Genomic DNA, 20059 nt, shown 5'->3' with positions numbered 1-20059 from the left:
GCAGGCAAGCCAGCTCCCACAGTTGACCGCATTTATCCTGATGTTTCGGAGTGACTGAGATGAAACTGCTTAAGTACTTACCGGCCCTGGCGTTCGCCGCCTTTGTCGGCCACAGCTCGGCGTTCTCCTTCGGCCCGTCCGACGACGCCGTGGCCATCGCGCCGCCGGCCATGGACCTGCCGGCAGACGCGAACAACCTGCAAACCGCGGTCTTCGCCGGCGGCTGCTTCTGGGGCGTGCAGGGTGTGTTCCAGCATGTACAAGGGGTGAAAAACGCCGTCTCCGGCTATGACGGCGGCGCGGCGAGCACCGCGCAGTACGAAAGCGTCAGCGGCGGCGATACCGGCCACGCCGAGTCCGTCGCCGTGACCTACGACCCAAGCAAGGTCAGCTACGGCAAGCTGCTGCAGATCTACTTCTCGGTCGCTCACAACCCCACGGAACTCAACCGCCAGGGCCCGGACAGCGGCACCCAGTACCGCTCGGCGATCTTTGCCCAGAACGCCGAACAGCAAAAAGTCGCCCAGGCCTACATCGCCCAGCTCGACGCCGCGAAAGCCTTCGACAAGCCGATCGTGACCAAGATCGAGATGGGCAAAGCCTTCTACCCGGCGGAGTCCTATCACCAGGACTTCCTGACCGAAAACCCGTCGTACCCCTACATCGTGATCAACGACCTGCCAAAGGTCGCCCAGCTGAAAAAATTGTTCCCTGAGCAGTACCGCGCAGAACCGGTACTGGTGAAAAACCAGTAGACCTATGATCGTTCCCACTCTCGACGATCGACGATCGTTCCCACGCTCTGCGTGGGAACGCCGCCAGGGCGCTCTGCGTCGGCTCTTGAAGTCGTGACGCGGAGCGTCACCGGATTCATTCCCACGCGGAGCGTGGGAACGATCAGCGTGGGAACGATTATCAGACGACTTCAAGGTAGGAGCTATGAATCGCCCGCGCCAACTCCCGCACGGTGTCGATAAAATCCGTCAACCGGCTATGCAGCCCATCCTCCAGAATCTCATCAATCCCCGTATACCTCAGCCGCGCCTCAAACTCCGCCGCCAAACGCTGGGCCGTACGCCCATAACTCCCAGGCAGGTCCGCCAGGATATGGCTCAACTCCTCGATACACGCATGCAACGAGCGCGGCACATCACTGCGCAACAGCAACAACTCCGACACCGACCGCGCATTCAGCGCATTCGGGTACAGCTCGGTATACGCCTCAAACGACGACAGCGCCCGCAACAACGCGCTCCACTGGTAATACCCGCGTGCCGAAAGGTCGCTGACTTCCTCGGACTCTTCCCCAAACATTTCATACCGCGCGTCCAGCAACCGCAACGTGTTATCCGCCCGCTCGACAAACGTCCCCAGCCGAATAAACCGATACGCATCGTTACGCATGATCGTCCCGGACGTCGCCCCACGAAACAGGTGCGAGCGCTGCTTCACCCAGTCACAAAAGTGGCTGATGCCATGCCGCGCCAACCCGCCGGCCGCAATACTGCGCATCTCCAGCCAGGTGGCGTTGAGGTTTTCCCACATATCAGCCGTGATCCGTCCCCGCACCGCATGGGCATTACCCCGTGCAGCCCGCAGGCAGTTGTAGATACTGGCGGGGTTTTCCTCGTCGAGGGCGAAGAAGTGCAGCATGCGCTCGGCGTCCAGTTGCTGATGGCGCTCAAGGTAACTGTCCAGGGTGCCGCTGCTGAGCAGCGACATGGCCAACTCGTCCAGCCCGTCACTGCGCCCGGCCTGGGGCATCAACGACAGCGAATAACTGACTTCCAGCATGCGCGCCAGGTTCTCGGCACGCTCCAGGTAACGGGACATCCAATACAGATCTGCGGCGGTTCTACTCAGCATACTCAGCCCTCCACCACCCAGGTGTCCTTGGTTCCGCCGCCTTGCGACGAGTTGACGATCAATGAGCCTTCGCGCAGCGCCACGCGGGTCAAGCCACCGGGCACCAGGCGGGTTTCCTTGCCCGAGAGCACGAACGGTCGCAGGTCGATATGCCGCGGCGCGATGCCGTTTTCGACAAACGTCGGGCAAGTGGACAGGCTCAAGGTCGGTTGGGCGATGTAGGCGTGAGGGCGGGCCTTGATACGCTGGCGGAAGTCCTCGATCTCGGCCGCGCTGGACGCCGGGCCCACCAGCATGCCGTAGCCGCCGGAACCCTGGGTTTCCTTGACCACCAGTTCCGGCAGGTGCGCCAGTACGTGGGACAGCTCATCCGGCTTGCGGCACTGAAAGGTCGGCACGTTTTGCAGGACCGGCTCTTCATCCAGGTAGAACCGGATCATTTCCGGCACGTACGGGTAGATCGACTTGTCGTCCGCCACGCCGGTGCCGATCGCATTCGCCAGCACTACGTTGCCCGCGCAGTACGCCGCGACCAGGCCGGGCACGCCGAGCATCGAATCGGGGTTGAAAGCCTGCGGATCGAGGAAGGCATCGTCGATGCGGCGGTAGATCACATCCACGGCCTTGGGGCCGTCGGTGGTACGCATGAACACCTTGAGGTCGTGCACGAACAGGTCGGCGCCTTCCACCAGCTCCACGCCCATTTCCCGGGCCAGGAATGCATGCTCGAAGAACGCGCTGTTAAACCGGCCCGGCGTCAGCACCACCACATTCGGGTTGTCCAGGCGGCTGGAGCTTTTCAGGGTCTTGAGCAGCAGGTTGGGATAGTGGTCCACCGGGGCGATGCGTTGCTTGGCGAACACCTCGGGGAACAGGCGCATCATCATCTTGCGGTCTTCGAGCATGTAGCTCACGCCGCTGGGGGTACGCAGGTTGTCTTCGAGCACGTAGTAGGTGCCGTCGCCATCGCGCACCAGGTCGACCCCGGAGATGTGCGAATAGATATCGCGGTGCAGGTCCAGGCCGACCATGGCCTTCTGGTAACCCTCGTTGCCCAGCACCTGATCGGCGGGAATGATCCCGGCCTTGATGATGCGTTGGTCGTGGTAGATGTCGGCAAGGAACATGTTCAGCGCATTCACCCGCTGGATACAGCCGCGCTCGATGACACTCCACTCACTGGCGGGGATGCTGCGGGGGATGATATCGAAGGGGATCAGGCGCTCGGTGTCTTGCTCGTCGCCATACAGGGTGAAGGTGATCCCGGCGCGGTGAAACAGCAGGTCGGCTTCACGGCGGCGCTGGGCCAGCAGTTCTGGCGGCGTGTTGGCCAGCCAGCGGGAGAATTCCTGATAATGCGCACGGCAAACGCCTTGTGCGTCATTCATTTCATCAAAGAAAGATCGAGCCATTCCAATTACCTTGTCAGTGCCGGGACTAACTGCGCTTTGGCACTGCCGCTTTAGAAAACGCATTTTTTTATGAGCCCGTGGCTGATGGTGCCAGCAGGCCTGGTCCTTACTTTCTTTTGGGGGTGGGCTCTGGGTCGGGGGGTAACGATTGCTCCTGTATCCGGGCAGATAAAGGACTAAAGCAATGCCTGTGCCATCCACCTGGTGGCGAGGGAGCTTGCTCCCGCTGGGCTGCGCAGCGGCCCCAAAAAGGAACCAGACCGCTGCGCACCGAAGCGCTGTCCCGGTCCAGCGGCACCAAGCTCCCGCGCCACCGATGCGGCCCTATCGCCTCAAAACGGTGCACTGATTACTTGAACTTTGCACCAGCCCGGTTCTTCTAAACTGCTTCAAATGCCAGCACGGAGCACGGATGTGCCCAGAATCATCTCACCCGACACCCCGGAATCGAGCCTGACCGACCACAGCGAACACAACGCTAAGATTTTCGGTTCGCCCAAGGACCGTCTCGACTTTTACCGGCGTGAAATCCAGTACGAAACCAGCATCCTGGCCAACCGCACCGACGCCTACCTCACGGCCCAGTCATTCCTGGTGATCGCCTTCGTGTCCGGCATGGGCAACCTGAACCCCGAATGGGGCAAGCTGTTCACCCTGGTGGTGCCCGTGTTCCTGGCGACCCTGGGCATTCTCAGTTCCCTCAACGCCTGGCCGGGGATTCGGGCGGCCTACGAAATCATCGACCACTGGCATTACAAGCAGAGCGAACTGCTGCGCAGCGAGCCGGTGATGGGCCTGGCCTACGATGAGTCGCCACTGTTCAGTGAGATGGAGTCGTCCCACAAGGGCTATCGCAAGTCGCTGTTGTTCTCGATGCGCGCGCCCTGGCTGTTCATGGTGTTCTGGGTGATGCTGGGGGCCTACGCGTTTTACATCCAGGTGGACAATCCCGGCTCATAAGCAATTGGAACTTCACCGACCCGCACGGGACCTTACCTTTACGCAGTCTGCGTTTTCCAACAGAGGTGAGCCATGAGCACAGACAACGACCCGCAAACCAGCAACCGTAACGATCCCGCCATCGACCGCGGCGAACCGGCCCCCGGCACCGCGGCCGACGCGCCGAAAGACCCGACGCCTGCCAGCGACCCCAAGGCCAAGGAAAACGACTACAGTCCAGACTTCAAGCCCGAGCGCGAGCCCAAGCCTGAAACCGATGCCGATATCGATACCCAAGGCGGTTAGAGGAGACGGTGATGTCAGTTGAAATAGACGAAGACGGTGAACTCAATGACCCGGGCAATGAAGACCCGGGTTCATTGATGGATGATGCCGAAGTACCGCTTAACGACCTGGATGATGCCGCTGACGTCGGCAACACTGAAAACCAGGAGTAGACGTCATTGTTGTGCCTGGGCACGTCGTTCATACCACGCCAGCATCGGCTGCGTGCTGAGACCATGAACGACGATGCTCAGGGCAATGACTGACAGCGTCAGGTTCACCGCGACCGCACTGCTGGTGCCCACCAGCCCGTGGTTGATGGCATAGAACAGGTAGTAGATGCTGCCGATCCCGCGAATCCCGAACCAGCCCACCAGCCCGCGCTGATGGCGATTCAGCAAGCCGCCCCAGGGTATCGACAGCACGCTGAGGGGGCGAATCACGCAAAACAGCGCCGCCCCCACCGCCAGCGCCCGCCAGTCCCAATGGCTGATCAGCACCACGCCCAGCAAGGTCACCAGGAACACTTCCATCGAACGCTCTACCAGCCCACCAAAGGCGAGCATGTCGCCCATCATCACCCCGGCGGCGATCTGCGTGTCCTGCAGTTGCCCGACATCGCCATGCAACGCATGCTCCGGCTCAACTTCCATGTGGCCAACCACCGGCTGTGCCAGATGTTCCGCCGGGGTTTGTGAGTTGCCGGTGGACTTGAACTCGGCCTGGCGCAGCCCGAGGCCGGCGGCAAATACCGACAGGAAGCCGTAGCCGCCGATGGCTTCGGCCACCACATAGGCGAGGGCGATCAGGGCCAGCGTCAGGTAGTCATTCGGTGACAGGGTGCTGTCGGCATTGGTGATACGCATCTTCAGGGTGACGCGACCGATGCCACGCCCCATCCAGTAGCCCACGAGCAACCCGGCAGGTACGGCCCAGAGCAGGTTTTTCAGCACCCAGCCGCCCAGCCAGTCACCGTCGAACCCGCCGTGCTGCATGAAAATCAGCGCAAAGATCACGAACGGGAAGGCCGTGCCGTCGTTCAAGCCTGCCTCACCGGAAAGACCGAAGCGCAGCGCGTCATAATCCTGCGCGTTATTGACCTGCACCAGGCCCGCGAGCACCGGGTCGGTGGGCGCAAGAATCGCCCCCACCAGCAGTGAAACCCCCCACGACAACCCCAGCAGCCAATGCAGCACCAGGCACGTCCCGAGGATGGTCAAGAGCATCACCGGCCCGGCCATGCCAAACGCAATGCGCCAGGTTCGGTGCTTGAGGGGCAGGCGCAGTTTCAGCCCGCTGACGAACAGCGAAAACAGCACCGCGACTTCCGTCAGGTGTTCCATCCAACTGGCCGAGGCCTTGATGTCCAGATGCAGCAGGTCCATGCCCAGCGGGCCGATACCCACGCCGAGCAACAGGCACACCGCCGAGGTGGTGACCGGCATCCAGCGCAGGTAGGAGGAGGTGAGGGCGAGGGTGAGCAACACCGCGCCCAGTACGGCCATCCATAGGATGAAGGTCATTGAATAGTCCCGGGCATGGTCTGTGTGAACGTTTGAGGTTTGCCGGGAGAGAGAGGTTCAAAAAACGCGCGTTGCCTGCTCGGGCAATGCGCGGTTTGTCAGGTCGCCAGGCGTGTTACGTTGGCATTGAGGGTGCTGTTTGGGGTGAAGGAAAAGGTGAACCCCGAGTCGAGAAACTTTTGCAGCCCGTCATTATCAAGACTGAATACCGTTGCACCGACCGATTTGTCAAGAGTGCCAGTGGCATCGAACATGGCTTTGTCCAGGCCGGCTTGGTTGGTGTTGTAGATATAGAGCTTTCCATCACTGCTCTTTTGAATATAGGCGGTGTGTACGATATTGCCGTCTGCTCTATTGCTCATGAAATTGATAACGCCTGATTCGGTAATGTCCGCGGGCCTGAATACGGCGCTGGTATTCTCGGCATTAATACCCATCAGATCCTTGTAGCGTTGCGTGTAATTGGAATCCCCGCTCCTGATCACACTGCCCAGCACGGCCTCGCGAGTTTTCAACGGGAGTGCATTGTCTGCCATCCCGACGAACATGGTTTTTTCGTAGCAGATTGTCCCGGTGTATCCCGTTTTTGCATGGAGCTTCTCCAGTTTGTCGCGAAGCGCTTCTACCGGCACGGCGTCAGCTTTGAAATTTTCCAGCGGCTCGCCAAAGGGCTGTCTGGTTTTCACATTCAAGGCGTGCCAATTACCGGTGGCGTCATCAAACTTCGCAAACACCTTGGCTTCTTCGGTCGCATTGGCCGCCTTGTAAGTGCCTTCGGCAATGCCGGGCTTTTTCGCCAGTGACGTCAGGTCGACACTGCGCAAGGCGCCACGCAGATGATTGACGCCGTTACGTCCAGCGGTCAGCGTGGTGCGCCCCAGCTTCAATGCACTCCGGGCCAGATCATCAGCCCCGCTCAACGGATTGAAACTCCCCAGCGCCGCGCGCCCGACAATCTTCGCGCCCTGGGCGAACTTGCTGAAAGCCGATGCGCCGGCGGCCACGGCCTTGGCCCCCCTGGCTGCCGCACCGAGGCCCACGGCAAACCCAAATATATCCAGGGCCAGGTCGCCGACACCTTCGCCGATGTTGCCGTTTTGAAAGTTGACGATTGCCGACCTCAAGGGGATCAGGTTGAGGAGGAATTCATTGACTTTCTTGTAAAAGGGAACCTCGGTATCAAGCGTGGTGAGCCCCTCGGCCTCTTTTTTGAATGACCGAATATCAACATCCTTCACCATGGCATCGGCAATATAAGACGTTCGGGCACTGCCAAAGCTCTTGGGGTTGGCGGCCTGGATTTTTTCATCCGTCAACCCGGGTGCGTACTCGCCCGAAGGTATGACTTCTTCCAGGTCTTTATGGTAATGGGTGTGGTTGGAAGGTTGTTTGCCTGCCGTGAAGTCACCCAGGTCCGTACGCTCGGTAATCTTCGCGGTCCTGAGATTGATTTCGTAGGTGTGCACCTGGTTGTTGCGCCTGGTTTTCACCAGCAGGCAATTGTCGTCGGGCACCCGCTTGCGGGTTTCCTTGCCAAAGTTGTCCTTATCGACGTCGACTTCCCTGACCACTGTGATTTCGCCGTATTCCAGATTTTTACGGTCTTCTTCAGGGAGCCGCGAAACCATCCACTTCACCTGGGTCGCGACGCTTTTTTCGATGCCGTCGGCGTATTCCCCGAACGCGTCCTGGAACACGTTCGGCATACTTGGCAGGTCTTTGGTTTTTTCCAGCACCTCGCTGAGGTTCAACGTACTGGATGAGGTCACCCAATGATTGTCAGCGGGGGGCGGGGGCCCAATTCCAAGTACCCCTACGGCCGGTGGTTCTTCGACGCCAGGTCGATGGTGAAGCGCGTCCTTCATATACAAGTCGAGGATCGAATAAGGCCCCGGGAAATCGCTATGGGCGGGTTCCAGCGTGATGCTCTTGTCTTCCAGGGTTGCCGTATCCATGCCCGGCAGGGCTTTGCGCAACTGCTCCAGGGCCATTTCCTTGCGTAATGGCATCGGCATGCTCTGTGTTTGACTGGCCGCGCTCAGCTCGGTGATCTGCGCATCGAATGCATCGCGTACATCATTCATTTGGCCTTCGGTCACCGGATACGGCATACCGTTCGCGCTTCCCCAATCCTTGAGCGCCTCTTGCTGGGCGGCATATTCGACATAACGCTCCTGGGCGGAGACCGGCGCGACCTCAGCGTGGAGCATGACCTGCCCGTAGGACATCCCTGCGGTTGAACCCGGAGACTGCGCTTCGATGCGTTCTACCGCGGTGACAAAACTGACCCAACTATGGGAACCCGGGGTGACCTGGTCCGGGATGTCTTTAACCAGGAACTCCGGAGCGCGGGTGGAGAGCAGCAGATGCGCTTGTAGCGCCGCTGCCTCGGGTGACGATGCCTTGCCGGTGCTGACAAGATGTTCGGCCAACCGGCTGACGATACCGGAGGCGGGTTTGCCCCAGGTACTGTTCCCGGTCACGGCAAAACCGGCGATGTGATGCCTGGACCTGGGGTCTGTCGCGCGGAACGAGTTGTCTTTGTCCACACTCATGGCCGCCAACAGCCAATCAGTGGCACTGCCTTTGATGGACTGCGCGTCAAATTTTGCCTGGAGGGCCTCGCCCAACGCCTTGCCCTTGGGGGAGCGGATCAGCGAGTCGAGCACCCGCTGCGGGTCAGCCAGCTCGGAAGGCGTGAACGACTTGCCCTGCATGAGGTATTCCACTACGTTCCTGGCGCCGTTCAAATCAACGTCGCCGATCTTGCCGCGGCGCAGGTCGGACCGCAGCTGATTCGCCGCCTCGGGCGCAAGCGGGGGCTGCCATTCCAGCGCACCGCCATAATTGCCATGGAGCGGCGTCTGGAGTTCAGGCCTGAGCAGATAATTCGTCAGGTTCTCCACCTCCTCGGGCGTGGTTGGCACGTCCCAGCCATTGATCTCAAGGAATTCCTTGAGGCTAATGGTGCTCCCTGAGTCGGTGCTCCCGACCTGGCGGTAAGCGCTGTCGGGGTGAAGCTCGACTTTATTCTTTTGCAGGTAGTCGAGAACGTCACCGCTCCCAATGCTGCCCGATCGAATCCGCTCAAGCAGGTAATTGAGTTCACGCCCCACGGTGTTCAGCGTCTGGGTATTGCCCACCAGGGCTTTCTGGCGCTCAACCTCATCCTCACCACGGGTTTCGTGCAGGTCCGCAAAACGCGGGCCGCTCACGCCGGTAAAAGCTTTGTCGCGCGCCAACTCATCTGCACGCTCGTGGGCATGATCCGGCAGGATATGTTCTTGCTCTTTGTAGAATTGGCTCACCAACCACAGGGGGGCACTGTTGCTGTTTTGGGAGAGCGGCGGTTTGAAGGGGATCGGGTTACCGTCGCCGATAACGCGTGCGGCGTCCCTGACCTGTGCGCCCACCTGCGCCCAGCCTTTGTCATCGGGGCCGTTGGGTTGCGCGGCGGCGGAGGGCCTGCGCTGGTAGGTGATCTTCCCGGTATTGGGGTCAATCATCACTGAATTGGGGTTTATCCCGTTTTCCCTCATCCAGTCACGGACTTGCGGGGACTCCATGGCACGCCCCAACTGCGACCACCACTGCCCGAACGTTGAGTTCGGCGGAATGTTCTCGACCATGATCGCGTCGTCATGGCCGTCGCCCTTGACCTGACGCAGCGCGCTGGCTACCTGGCCTGCCAGTTCACCGTCGGCATCGGCACGCGGGCTGGGGATCCTGGTCCCGGGGGAGCCTGGCGCGGCATTTTCCGGCGCTGCGGCCTGGAGCCGCGCCGGGGGAAGCGGCTTGTCAGGTGCGTTCAAAGGAATGAAAGAAGCCGTAGCCTGAGTAGGAGCAATTGTCATAGGAGGGGGATCCGGTAATTTATCGAGTACACCCAAGCAGCGCTTCGCTCCAGCGGGTGTAACTCTTCGTATCCGATGCCCCCTCAGCGATTCCATCCCACTGGCATGCAGTTTGATACGGCGTTTTACGCGCCCATGCTAAGGGTGCGCCGCGGTCCTCAGCCGAATCATGTCGATCAGCTGGCGCAATCCCGGCTGCGACTGACGCCGGCTGGGGTAGTACATGCACAGCGGCGCGCCGATGCAGGCCCAGTCGGGCAGCACTTCCACCAGGCGCCCGTCGGCCAGTTCCGCCAGCACGCGATTCTCCAGGCAGTAGGCGATACCCACGCCTTGCAGGGCCGCATCAACGATGGTCTGGGTGTCGGCCGCGCTGAAGTGGCCGGGCACATCGAGCCGCTGCTGGCGTACGCCATTGCCCAGTTCCCATTTGTAGGTGGTCTTGTCGCCCAGGTACATGCGTACACAGGAGTGCGTGAGCAAGTCCCTGGGCACTGCAGGTGTCCCTGCCTGTGCGAGGTAGGCCGGGGAGGCGACCATGATCCAGCGCAGCTCGCCGGTCAGCGGCACGGCCACCATGTCCTGGGGCACCGTGGCGCCATAGCGGATCCCTGCGTCGTAGCCCTCTGCGACGATGTCGAGCATGCGGTCCTCGATCATCACGTCCAGGCGCAGTTGCGGGTAGGTGCGGGTGAACTCGCCGAGCACCGGCGAAATCAGCAGCACCGCGGCATCCCGGGGTACGTTCAGGCGCAGGCGGCCAATCGGCGCCTCGCGGTACAGTTCGAGGGTGTCGAGGCCGTCCTGGATCGTCGCAAAGCCGGCACTGAGTTTTTCCGCCAGTACCACGCCGGCATCGGTAGGCTCTACGGCGCGGCTGGTGCGATACAGCAACTTGACCCCCAGGCGCGTTTCCAGGTTGCGCATGGTGTGGCTCAGGGCCGAGGTGGTGACGCCAAGTTCATTGGCGGCATGCCGGAAACTGCGGCGACGGATGATCGCCATGAAGACATTCAGGTCGGCCAACTCGGAGCGGTTGAACGCAGCCATATCAAGCACCTTTTATGGGGTTTGGGTTGCACGCGGCGTTGAGCCCGATTCAACCACGGATGATCTAGAGTAATCGTTTTTTTACTGATTGTTTCTGGCGGAGGCTTTTTCATGAGTATCGAAACCATCAAGATCCCGGGCATCGACAAGGCCGTCTCGCGGATTGCCCTGGGCACCTGGTCCATGGGTGGCTCGATGTGGGGCGGCGCCGATAATGAGGTCTCGGTCAAGACCATTCGCCATGCGCTGGCCAGCGGCATCAACTTTATCGACAGTGCGCCGGTCTACGGCCTTGGGCTGTCGGAAGAACTGATCGGCCGGGCCCTGCGCGGCGTACGCCACACGGCGGTGATCGCCACCAAGGCCGGGTTGCAATGGGACGACGGCACGGTGCGCCGCAATGCCACGGCCCGACGTATCCGCAAGGAAATCGAAGACTCACTGCTGCGCCTCGAAACCGACTACATCGACCTCTACCAGATTCACTGGCCCGACCCGTTGGTAGCCCAGGAGGAAACCGCCGGCGAGCTGGAAAAACTGCGCCGTGAAGGCAAGATCCTTGCCGTGGGGGTGAGCAATTATTCGCCTGCGCAAATGGACGATTTCCGCCAGTACACGCACCTGGACACCGTGCAGCCGCCCTACAACCTGTTTGAGCGGGCGATCGACAGCGATATCCTGCCGTACGCCAAGCAAAATTCACTGGTGGTTTTGGCTTACGGTTCGCTGTGCCGGGGTTTGTTGAGCGGCAGCATGCACGCGGCCACGGGTTTTACCGGGGATGACGTGCGCAAGCTCGACCCGAAATTCAAGGCGCCACGCTTTGAGCAGTACCTGGCGGCGGTCGCGGCATTGGACGTGTACGCTCGCGAATGCCACGGCAAGTCTGTGCTGGCCCTGGCGTTGCGCTGGGTGCTGGACCAGGGCCCCACGGTTGCACTGTGGGGCGCCCGCCGGCCGGAGCAGCTCAAAGGCGTTGAAGATGCGTTCGGCTGGCAGCTCACGGCCGACGACCTGCAACATATCGACCGTATTCTGGCCAGCACGATAAAAGACCCGGTAGGGCCGGAGTTCATGGCCCCGGCCCAGCGTTAACCTTTGCGACAGGGATGTCTTGCAGCTGCAAAACACAAAAGACATTCCTTTGGCGTTGAGGTTTTTGGCATGAAGCGCGGTCCCTTGTTCAAGATCATGGGTGGTTTGCTGTGTGTGGTGGCGGTGGCAGCCGCCTGGAAATGGCGCGGCAATCCCGATGTGCTGTGGCAGATCGTCAGCCGTCAATGCGTGCCCGACCAGAACCAGCACCAGAATCCGCGCCCCTGCCTCGAGGTTGATCCGGACAAGGGGTTCGCGCTGCTCAAGGACCTCAACGGCCCGTACCAGGACTTACTGATCCCCACCGATAAAGTCACCGGAATCGAAGACGTCGCGCTGGCCCGGGACTTGTTGCCGCATTACTTTGCCCAGGCCTGGAAACACCACGATGTACTCTCGGCCGGCCTGCAAACGCCGATTGCCGACCGTTATGTATCCCTGGCGATCAACTCGCGGTATGGCCGCACGCAAAACCAGTTGCACATTCATATCGCCTGCCTGCGCCCCGACATTTTCAACACCCTCAACGAACGCGCGGCAACCCTCGACGAGCACTGGCAAACCCTGCCGGTAAAACTGCAGGGGCATACCTACAGTGCCCGTACGTTGTCGGCGGTGGAATTCGACCTGCGCGACCCATTGGCCATCCTGAATGACTACGTGCAGGCCCAGGGCGACGCCATGGCCAGTTACAGCTTGCTGTTGGCACCGGCGGCGAACGGCAACTTCGTACTGTTGACCACGCGGTTGACGCTCAAGGAATGGAACCTGGCCTCCGCCGAAGAACTGCAGGACCGCCAGTGCAACCTGATGGACAAACCACCACAACGACCTGTTTTAGCTGTTAACGACATCCGGTGAAGTTTGCCGTTGAACGAGTGTTCAGTTTCAATTATGTTGGCTGCACCCCCTGCCTGGTAACAGGCGGTCTTGCGCTTTTTCTGATTGAACGAGAGGCACTGGCATGCGGTTTTCACCTTTTGTCGAGCGAATTGCAGGGCAGGGCGTAGCCGCCTGGGACATCCACCACGCCGCCTTCCAGGCCAGCAGCAAAGGCGAAGACATCATCATCCTGAGTGTGGGCGATCCGGATTTCGCCACACCCTCGTTCATCACCGACGCCGCCGTCGAGGCCCTGCGCCAGGGCGACACCCACTACACCGAAATCCCCGGCCGCCCGGCACTGCGCGATGCCATCGCCGCACGCTACAGCCAGTCCCTGGCTCGCCCGCTCGACGCTGAAAACGTCATCACCGTGGCCGGTGCGCAGAACGCCTTGTTCGTCACCTCGCTGTGCCTGTTGCAGGCCGGTGATGAAGTGATCGTGCTCGACCCGATGTACGTCACCTACGAAGCGACCCTCAAGGCCAGCGGCGCAACGCTGGTGCGGGTGCCGTGTTCCGCCGACTCGGGCTTTCGCCTCGACCCGGCACTGCTGGCTGCCGCCATTACGCCTCGCACCCGGGCGATCTTCTTCTCCAACCCCAACAATCCCACCGGCGTTGTCCTCAACCCTCAGGAATTGCAGGTGATCGCCGACCTGGCGATCGAGCATGAACTGTGGGTAGTGGTGGACGAGGTCTACGAAAGCCTGGTGTTCGATGGCGAATACCATAGCCTGGCCGCGTTGCCGGGCATGGCCGATCGCTGCATCGTGATCGGCAGCCTGTCCAAGTCCCATGCCATGACCGGCTGGCGCATCGGCTGGATCGTCGCCGCGCCTGCAATGGTGGCCCACGCGGAAACCCTGGTATTGAGCATGCTCTACGGCTTGCCGGGGTTCGTGATGGAAGCCGCGACCGCCGCCGTGCTGGCCCACGATGAAGTCACCCAGGGCATGCGCGAAACCTACCGCCGCCGCCGCGACCTGGTGGTAGCAGGTCTCGGCGGTTGCCCGGGCATTCACGTGCGGGCCCCGCAGGCAGGCATGTTCGTGTTGGTGGATGTGCGGGACACCGGCCTCGGCTCCCTGGATTTCGCCTGGCGGCTGTTCCGCGAAGCAGGGGTTTCCGTGCTGGATGCCGCGGCCTTCGGCGAGCCGGCCCAGGGTTTTGTGCGGCTGTCGTTTACCCTGGGTGAAGCGCGACTGGCCGAAGCCTGTGAACGTATCAGCCGCTTCGTCGCCAAGCTCGCCGGAGAACCGCGAATCGAGCCTGCGGCGAAAATCATCAGCGTACAGCCGGTGGCGGCGAAGAAGATGATCGAGGTGCTCGATCTGCATAAACGCTTTGGCAATATCGAGGTGCTCAAGGGCATCTCCCTGACCGCCCACGAAGGCGAGGTGATCTCGCTGATCGGCGCCAGCGGCTCGGGCAAAAGTACCTTGCTGCGCTGCATCAACATGCTCGAAGTGCCGGACCAGGGCAGCATCCACGTCGACGGTGAAAGCATCAAGCTCAACTACGGCCGGCCCGGCGCACCGCTGGTGGCCGACGCCAGGCAACTGGTGCGGATTCGCTCGACACTCGGCATGGTGTTCCAGAACTTCAACTTGTGGCCCCATCGCACTGTGCTGGAGAACCTGATCGAAGCGCCGACCCAGGTGCTGCGCGAAAGCCGGGCCGAAGCCATCGAGCGCGCCGAAGCCTTGCTCGACCGGGTTGGCCTGGCCGCCAAGCGCAATGAATACCCGGCGTTCCTCTCCGGCGGCCAGCAGCAGCGGGTGGCCATCGCCCGAGCCCTGGCCATGCGCCCCAAAGTCATGCTGTTCGACGAACCCACCTCGGCCCTCGACCCGGAGCTGGTGGGCGAAGTCCTGCGGGTGATTCGCTCCCTGGCCGAAGAAGGCCGCACCATGATCCTGGTGACCCATGAAATGGCGTTCGCCCGGGATGTGTCATCCAAAGTCGCGTTTTTGCATCAAGGCCTGATCGAGGAAACCGGCTCGCCGGACTCGGTGTTTATCGACCCACGCAGTGAACGTTGCCGGCAGTTCGTCAACGCGCATCAAACTCGCTAACTCCAAAAAAAGACGGGGCAAGATCATGAAATCCAAACGATTGGCAAAGTGGTTGAGCAGTGCTGTGTTGATGCTGGCGGCAGGTACTGCGTTGGCGGCGGAGAAACCCATTGTGTTCGCGGTGGCGGCAGAACCCTACCCACCGTTCACGGTAAAGGGCGGCAATGGTGAGTGGACGGGCTTTGAAGTCGACCTGATCCATAAGCTCTGCGGCTTGATGAAGGCTGAGTGCCAGATCAAGGAAGTGGCCTGGGACGGGATTATTCCGTCGCTGCTGGCGAAGAAAATCGACGTGATTTTCTCCTCGATGTCGGTCACCGAAGAGCGCGAAAAACAGATCGCCTTCAGCCGCGCCTACTACGATTCGCTGCTGGGCATTGCCGGCCCCAAGGGCACCACGGTCGAAGTCTCGCCGGCAGGGCTGAAGGGCAAGATCATCGGCGTGCAGATCTCTACGGTCAGCGCCAACTACCTGAAGAAGTACTACGAGAATATTGCTGACCTGAAGTACTACGATACCCAGGAATCGGCCAACGCCGACCTGATTGCCGGGCGCACCGACCTGATGATGGCCGACGGCGTCGCCATCGCCATGATGGTCAAGACCCCTGAGGCCCAGGGCCTGGCCGAAATCGCCGAAGTGCCTTACGACCCGATCATCGGCCGCGGCGTGGGGGCCGGCCTGCGCAAGGAAGACACTGAACTCAAGGCCCGGCTCGACAAGGCCATCGGTGAGTTGCTGGTGAGCAAGGACTACGCCGACCTCTCGCAGAGCGTGTTTGGAGTATCGGTCAGCCCGTGCAAACGCGCCGACACGCCTGCCTATGTGAGCAAAGTCTGCGACAGCCCCTACACAAACTAATCCGGTAGAAAGGGAGTGCTTGTGGCGAGGGAGCTTGCTCCCGCTGGGGTGCGAAGCGCCCCCAAACAATGGGCCTGCTACGCAGTCCAGCGGGAGCAAGCTCCCTCGCCACAGCAAGCTCCCTCGTCACAGGGTCACCGCGTGTCATCGAAATAGGGAGCCGCGATGTTCGATCTACTCAGCTTCAGCGAACAAGGTTGGGGCAACGCATTGCTCAAGGGGTTATGGATGACCCTGCAGATCTCCGCCGGCTCGTTTGCGGTGGGGCTGCTGATCGGCCTGGTGGTGGCCTGCGCCAAGCTCAGTGCACCGCGCCCGATAGCCATGCTGATGCGCGGCTACACCACGGTGTTTCGCGCGGTGCCCGAGTTGCTGCTGATCCTGCTGCTGTATTACGCAGGCTCGATGGGTCTCAACGCATTGATGCTGTGGCTGGGGTTTGCGCAGTTCAACATCAGCGGCCCGCTGGTAGCGGTCCTGGTACTGGGGCTGGTGCAAGGCGCGTACGCCTCGGAGATTTTCCGCGCGGCGATCCTCGCGATTCCCCATGGCCAGATCGAAGCGGCGCGGGCGTTTGGCTTGAGCGGCTTTGGCCTGTTCCGTCGGGTGACCCTGCCGATCATGGCGCCATATGCCCTGGCGGGGATGTCCAACCTGTGGATCAATCTGATCAAGGACAGCGCGCTGATCAGCGTAGTGGGCACCAACGAACTGCTGTACACCGCCAAACAGGCGGCGGGCTCGACCCGGCATTACCTGTTGTTCTACCTCACGGCCGCCGCCTTGTATTACCTGGTGACATTGGCCTCCAACTACCTGTCCGGGCGCCTGGAGCGACGTATTCGTCGCTGGATGCCGGTTGTCGAGTGAGCCGCACATGCCTGAGTGGATAAGTTATTACGCAGGACTGATCGCCAAGGGCTTGCAGACGACGCTGTCGCTGCTGGTGATCTCGGCAGTGCTCGGCTTCGCCCTGGCGGTGCTGGTAGCGCTGGCGCGGCTGTCCCGGCGCAAGTGGCTGGCCCGTTGCGCACTGGGCTACACCAGTGTGCTGCGGGGCACGCCGTTGCTGATCCAGATCTACATCTTCTATTACGGCCTGGGCAGCCTGTTTGCCCAGTTCCCGATGATTCGCGGGAGTTTCCTCTGGCCGTTCCTGCGGGACGGTTACTGGTACATCGTGTTCGCCCTGGTGTTGTCGGTGGGCGCGTACGTCGGTGAAGTGATTCGCGGCGGGCTGCTGGCCGTGCCCAAGGGTGAAATGGAAGCCGCCTCGGCGTTCGGCATGACGCCACGCCAGGCACTGTTGCGGGTGCGCCTGCCACGGGCCATGCGCCTGCTGCTGCCGACCCTGGCGGGGGAGACGGTGATGCTGCTCAAGTCCACAGCGCTGGCCTCGACCATTGCCGTGGTCGACCTGCTTGGCGCCGCCAACGTGGTACGCGCCCAGACCTTGCAGATCTACCAGCCGCTGCTGCTCGTGGCCGGGGTCTACCTGTGCCTGACCTTTTTGATTGAAGCCCTGTACGCCATTGCCGAGCGACGCGGCACACCGTTGCGCAGGTCTGCCGGATGAAAACCGATCGCTCGTTGCAAGGGATTGCCCTGTGCTCGCTGGCCTATGCGTTCCTGGCGCTGCAGGACGCCGGGATCAAATGGCTGGTGGCCGACTATTCAGTGTTCACCATCCTGTTCTGGCGCAGCCTGGTGGTGGTCGCCGCGTGCGTGATCGCCGGGCGAATGGGTTTGCTCAAGCGCGCCTGGCACTCGGTCAGCCGCAAGCTGTTGATCATCCGAGGCCTGCTGTCGCTGCTGGCCTGGCTGCTGTACTACACCGCCGCCAGAGACCTGACCCTGGCGGAAATGACCACGCTGTATTTTTCCGCACCGATCATGGTCACGTTGCTCGCGGCATTGATCCTCAAGGAGCGCGCCAGTCGCGGCCAGTGGATTTCGCTGATCATCGGCTTTGTCGGCGTGGTGATCGCTTGTCGCCCCAGCAACATGCTCGATCCGTTGCCAATCGCCCTGACATTGGCGGCAGCACTGTGCTGGGCGTTTACCTATATCCAGTTGCGCCAGGTGGACGACAACACCTCGGTGCTGGAGCAGATGCTGATCACCAATGTGGTGTTTGTGATCTGTATGGCGCTGACGCTGCCCTGGACCCACACGCCATCGCCGACCCCGGCATGGTTGGGCATGCTCGGCGCGGGGCTGGTGGGCGGGGTTGGCCAGTTCCTGCTGTTTGCGAGCTTCCGCCGGGCCACGGCGACGCTGCTGGCGCCGTTTGAATACACCGGTTTGATCTGGGCGTTCCTGCTGTCGAGCCTGGTCTGGGGCACGGTGATGGACGTGTCGCTGATTTTCGGCGCCGTGCTGATCGCCATCAGCGGCACCCTGGCCATGCTCAGCGCCCGGCACCCGGTGTCACAGGATGTGGTCGGCGCCGAATGCTCCGTGACGCAGCCCCTGTATCCAGCAACGGCAGATGTGCAGCCCGTTGGCGGGGCTGAAGGTGCCGGGGTTGAGGCACCACTCGAGCCAGAGTCCGTCGAGCATCGCCGATAAGCCGATGGCGGCCAGGCGCGTGTCGTGGATCACGAAGCCTTCGCTCTCGGCCAGGTCGTCGAGCAACTGGCGGATCAGTTCGAGGTAGGCGCGGTAGCTTTTTTCATGGGAGTCGTTCACGTGGTTCGAGTGGCGGATCAGGCTCCAGAACACCACCCAGACGCCCAACAGTTTCGGGTCCATGACCCGCGAGGAAAACGAGCCGGCGAGGAATGCATCGAGCCGCGCGGCAGGACCCACGGCCTGGTCGACTTCCTGCCACAGGGCGGTGGTCAGTTCGCTGGCGAGTTTGTGGTAGGTCTCGGCGATCAGTGCATCGATGCTGCCGAAATGGTGATTGAGCAACCCCACCGAAACCCCGGCTTCAGCGGCGATGCGCCGCACCGAAATGCCGGCATGCCCGTCACGGGCGAGGCTGGTGAGGGTGGCGGCAATCAACAGGTCGCGACGGTCTTCGGCCACAGGCACACCCTCGGTGAAGATACATGGTTGAACGTGTGTTCAATATATACCTGTAGAACCAACAAGAGGAGGGCAACGGCATGGCAAAAGACCTTTCGTGGCAAGTCCCCGGGGATTCCGGGAACACCCTGCACATTGGCGCCTGGCGCTTCGAGGGTGACGGCAGCGGGCCTCGGGTGCACCTGCAGGCCGGTGTGCATGCCGATGAAATCGCCGGAATGCTGGTGTTGCATCAACTGCTGCCGCGTTTGCAGGCCTGCCAGGATCAGGGGCGGCTCAAGGGCACGGTGACGGTGGTGCCCCAGGCCAACCCGTTTGGCATTGGCCAGTTTCGCCAGGGGCGGTTGTTGGGGCGGTTTCACGAAGCCACCGGGCAGAATTTCAACCGGGCGTTTGATCATTCATTGGCCATGGAGCGGCCGGCCAGCAACCTGGCGCAATGGCAGAAAAGCCTGGTGCAACTGGCCGCCGATGCTGACCTGGTGCTGGACCTGCACACCGATGATGAAGCCCTGCCATATCTCTACATCCACCGCAGCTTTTGGCCCGCGGGCCGGGCGCTTGCGGCGGCGTTGCAGGTGGATGTGGTGATTGTCTGGGACGAGGGTGGTGATGGGTCGTTTGAGGAGACCATCATTGATCATGGGCAGCCGCGGTTGGCGGCGACGATTGAATTGCGTGGGCAGGCGGATGTGAGTGATGCCCTGGCCGGGCAGGATGGTGATGGGATCTGGGCTTGGCTCTGCGCCAGCGGGGTGATTGATGAGGCGCCGGTGATTGCTCAATGGCGGGGGCAGGTGGTGGACATGGGCTGCATGGAGACCATCCTGGCACCGTGTGCCGGGGTGTTGGTGTTTGAAAAAGGTTTGGGTGAACAGGTGGAAGAGGGTGAGCGGTTTGCGCGGATTATTCGGCGGCCTGGGGATCCGGCTTCTGAGGTTGTACTGCATGCGGCGCAAACCGGGCGGATGGTGACGGGGCATCGGGAGCGGCTGGTTTCACAGGGTTCGGTGGTGGCCAAGTTTACCGGGACGCGGTTGTCTGAGGGGTACAGCGGGGGGGTGTTGGATCCTTAGGCGGGAGTACATATCCGTTTCTTCGGTTATGGCTGGTATTGGTTCCGCTCTTACAGCGGCTCACTTTTGAAGAGCGCAAAAGTAAGCAAAACGCTCTTGCCCCAC

At 61.4% G+C, this 20059-nt stretch carries 17 protein-coding genes and 1 pseudogene; 12 read left to right on the top strand and 6 right to left on the bottom strand.

Going from position 1 to position 20059, the window contains the following annotated elements; genetic code table 11:
- The first annotated feature begins 59 nt into the window (after window positions 1-59).
- On the top strand, window positions 60-755 hold the full coding sequence (gene msrA, locus HX839_RS24285; RefSeq protein ID WP_008433754.1) for a peptide-methionine (S)-S-oxide reductase MsrA: 696 nt from the start codon (window positions 60-62) through the stop codon (window positions 753-755).
- Between the two features lie 160 nt (window positions 756-915).
- Here msrA and HX839_RS24280 read toward each other — a convergent pair whose 3' ends face one another.
- Both HX839_RS24280 and HX839_RS24275 read right to left on the bottom strand, forming a co-directional pair.
- Window positions 916-1866 (bottom strand): alpha-E domain-containing protein, encoded by a 951-nt coding sequence (locus HX839_RS24280; protein WP_003217078.1) that lies wholly within the window; start codon window positions 1864-1866, stop codon window positions 916-918.
- Between the two features lie 2 nt (window positions 1867-1868).
- Complete coding sequence (locus HX839_RS24275; RefSeq protein WP_003217076.1) at window positions 1869-3278, bottom strand: circularly permuted type 2 ATP-grasp protein; 1410 nt, start codon at window positions 3276-3278, stop codon at window positions 1869-1871.
- Between the two features lie 414 nt (window positions 3279-3692).
- On the opposite strand from HX839_RS24275, the gene HX839_RS24270 reads away from it, so the two are divergent.
- The 3 genes from HX839_RS24270 (at window position 3693) to HX839_RS24260 (ending at window position 4675) form a co-directional block, all read left to right on the top strand.
- A complete protein-coding gene (locus tag HX839_RS24270) occupies window positions 3693-4238 on the top strand; it encodes a hypothetical protein (protein WP_003217074.1) in 546 nt (181 codons plus the stop codon).
- A 72-nt stretch (window positions 4239-4310) separates the two neighbouring features.
- Window positions 4311-4523 carry a hypothetical protein gene (locus HX839_RS24265; protein WP_177051709.1) on the top strand — a complete coding sequence of 71 codons (213 nt, stop codon included), beginning with the start codon at window positions 4311-4313 and terminating at the stop codon, window positions 4521-4523.
- An 11-nt stretch (window positions 4524-4534) separates the two neighbouring features.
- Window positions 4535-4675 carry a hypothetical protein gene (locus tag HX839_RS24260; RefSeq protein ID WP_177067801.1) on the top strand — a complete coding sequence of 47 codons (141 nt, stop codon included), beginning with the start codon at window positions 4535-4537 and terminating at the stop codon, window positions 4673-4675.
- A 3-nt stretch (window positions 4676-4678) separates the two neighbouring features.
- Here HX839_RS24260 and HX839_RS24255 read toward each other — a convergent pair whose 3' ends face one another.
- The 3 genes from HX839_RS24255 to HX839_RS24245 form a co-directional block, all read right to left on the bottom strand.
- A complete protein-coding gene (locus HX839_RS24255) occupies window positions 4679-6025 on the bottom strand; it encodes a sodium:proton antiporter (RefSeq protein ID WP_177056044.1) in 1347 nt (448 codons plus the stop codon).
- A 98-nt stretch (window positions 6026-6123) separates the two neighbouring features.
- On the bottom strand, window positions 6124-9915 hold the full coding sequence (locus tag HX839_RS24250) for a hypothetical protein (protein WP_256344748.1): 3792 nt from the start codon (window positions 9913-9915) through the stop codon (window positions 6124-6126).
- 102 nt (window positions 9916-10017) lie between these two features.
- Window positions 10018-10929: a LysR family transcriptional regulator gene (locus HX839_RS24245; RefSeq protein WP_087692315.1), complete on the bottom strand. Its 912-nt coding sequence runs from the start codon at window positions 10927-10929 to the stop codon at window positions 10018-10020.
- Window positions 10930-11040: 111 nt separating this feature from the next.
- Here HX839_RS24245 and HX839_RS24240 point away from each other — a divergent pair, with 111 nt between their 5' ends.
- The 7 genes from HX839_RS24240 (at window position 11041) to HX839_RS31680 (ending at window position 18416) form a co-directional block, all read left to right on the top strand.
- Window positions 11041-12024: an aldo/keto reductase gene (locus HX839_RS24240; protein ID WP_003217060.1), complete on the top strand. Its 984-nt coding sequence runs from the start codon at window positions 11041-11043 to the stop codon at window positions 12022-12024.
- Between the two features lie 69 nt (window positions 12025-12093).
- A complete protein-coding gene (locus HX839_RS24235; protein ID WP_003217058.1) occupies window positions 12094-12885 on the top strand; it encodes a CDP-diacylglycerol diphosphatase in 792 nt (263 codons plus the stop codon).
- Window positions 12886-12988: 103 nt separating this feature from the next.
- Window positions 12989-14983 carry an aminotransferase class I/II-fold pyridoxal phosphate-dependent enzyme gene (locus tag HX839_RS31760; protein ID WP_102604649.1) on the top strand — a complete coding sequence of 665 codons (1995 nt, stop codon included), beginning with the start codon at window positions 12989-12991 and terminating at the stop codon, window positions 14981-14983.
- A 25-nt stretch (window positions 14984-15008) separates the two neighbouring features.
- On the top strand, window positions 15009-15845 hold the full coding sequence (locus HX839_RS24225) for a transporter substrate-binding domain-containing protein (RefSeq protein WP_087692319.1): 837 nt from the start codon (window positions 15009-15011) through the stop codon (window positions 15843-15845).
- A gap of 165 nt (window positions 15846-16010) precedes the next feature.
- Window positions 16011-16715: an ABC transporter permease gene (locus HX839_RS24220; protein WP_003217052.1), complete on the top strand. Its 705-nt coding sequence runs from the start codon at window positions 16011-16013 to the stop codon at window positions 16713-16715.
- A gap of 7 nt (window positions 16716-16722) precedes the next feature.
- A complete protein-coding gene (locus tag HX839_RS24215; protein ID WP_003217050.1) occupies window positions 16723-17421 on the top strand; it encodes an ABC transporter permease in 699 nt (232 codons plus the stop codon).
- Window positions 17418-18416, top strand: coding sequence for a DMT family transporter (locus HX839_RS31680; protein ID WP_256344747.1), 999 nt, complete (start codon window positions 17418-17420; stop codon window positions 18414-18416). The genes HX839_RS24215 and HX839_RS31680 overlap by 4 nt, the downstream gene beginning before the upstream one ends.
- On the opposite strand, the pseudogene HX839_RS24210 reads toward HX839_RS31680, so the two are convergent.
- Window positions 18372-18800 (bottom strand): annotated as a pseudogene (locus tag HX839_RS24210) (TetR family transcriptional regulator C-terminal domain-containing protein); the annotation flags it as partial. The gene HX839_RS31680 and the pseudogene HX839_RS24210 sit on opposite strands and share 45 nt — an antisense overlap.
- 158 nt (window positions 18801-18958) lie before the next feature.
- On the opposite strand from HX839_RS24210, the gene HX839_RS24205 reads away from it, so the two are divergent.
- Window positions 18959-19954: a succinylglutamate desuccinylase/aspartoacylase family protein gene (locus HX839_RS24205; RefSeq protein WP_177010020.1), complete on the top strand. Its 996-nt coding sequence runs from the start codon at window positions 18959-18961 to the stop codon at window positions 19952-19954.
- Window positions 19955-20059: the final 105 nt, after the last annotated feature.

The sequence above is a fragment of the Pseudomonas sp. I8001 genome (genome assembly GCF_013385345.1).
In the GTDB taxonomy this organism is placed as follows: domain Bacteria; phylum Pseudomonadota; class Gammaproteobacteria; order Pseudomonadales; family Pseudomonadaceae; genus Aquipseudomonas.
The sequence above is the reverse complement of the archived record's forward strand: the minus strand, read 5'-3'. Positions and strand labels throughout refer to the sequence as shown.

What these genes read in the sequence shown, in the direction of transcription:
- msrA (WP_008433754.1), top strand. Translation starts at nt 60, where the DNA reads ATGAAACTGCTTAAGTACTTACCGGCCCTGGCGTTCGCCGCCTTTGTC.
- HX839_RS24280 (WP_003217078.1), bottom strand. Translation starts at nt 1,866, where the DNA reads ATGCTGAGTAGAACCGCCGCAGATCTGTATTGGATGTCCCGTTACCTG.
- HX839_RS24275 (WP_003217076.1), bottom strand. Translation starts at nt 3,278, where the DNA reads ATGGCTCGATCTTTCTTTGATGAAATGAATGACGCACAAGGCGTTTGC.
- HX839_RS24265 (WP_177051709.1), top strand. Translation starts at nt 4,311, where the DNA reads ATGAGCACAGACAACGACCCGCAAACCAGCAACCGTAACGATCCCGCC.
- HX839_RS24260 (WP_177067801.1), top strand. Translation starts at nt 4,535, where the DNA reads ATGTCAGTTGAAATAGACGAAGACGGTGAACTCAATGACCCGGGCAAT.
- HX839_RS24255 (WP_177056044.1), bottom strand. Translation starts at nt 6,025, where the DNA reads ATGACCTTCATCCTATGGATGGCCGTACTGGGCGCGGTGTTGCTCACC.
- HX839_RS24245 (WP_087692315.1), bottom strand. Translation starts at nt 10,929, where the DNA reads ATGGCTGCGTTCAACCGCTCCGAGTTGGCCGACCTGAATGTCTTCATG.
- HX839_RS24240 (WP_003217060.1), top strand. Translation starts at nt 11,041, where the DNA reads ATGAGTATCGAAACCATCAAGATCCCGGGCATCGACAAGGCCGTCTCG.
- HX839_RS24235 (WP_003217058.1), top strand. Translation starts at nt 12,094, where the DNA reads ATGAAGCGCGGTCCCTTGTTCAAGATCATGGGTGGTTTGCTGTGTGTG.
- HX839_RS31760 (WP_102604649.1), top strand. Translation starts at nt 12,989, where the DNA reads ATGCGGTTTTCACCTTTTGTCGAGCGAATTGCAGGGCAGGGCGTAGCC.
- HX839_RS24225 (WP_087692319.1), top strand. Translation starts at nt 15,009, where the DNA reads ATGAAATCCAAACGATTGGCAAAGTGGTTGAGCAGTGCTGTGTTGATG.
- HX839_RS24220 (WP_003217052.1), top strand. Translation starts at nt 16,011, where the DNA reads ATGTTCGATCTACTCAGCTTCAGCGAACAAGGTTGGGGCAACGCATTG.
- HX839_RS24215 (WP_003217050.1), top strand. Translation starts at nt 16,723, where the DNA reads ATGCCTGAGTGGATAAGTTATTACGCAGGACTGATCGCCAAGGGCTTG.
- HX839_RS31680 (WP_256344747.1), top strand. Translation starts at nt 17,418, where the DNA reads ATGAAAACCGATCGCTCGTTGCAAGGGATTGCCCTGTGCTCGCTGGCC.
- HX839_RS24205 (WP_177010020.1), top strand. Translation starts at nt 18,959, where the DNA reads ATGGCAAAAGACCTTTCGTGGCAAGTCCCCGGGGATTCCGGGAACACC.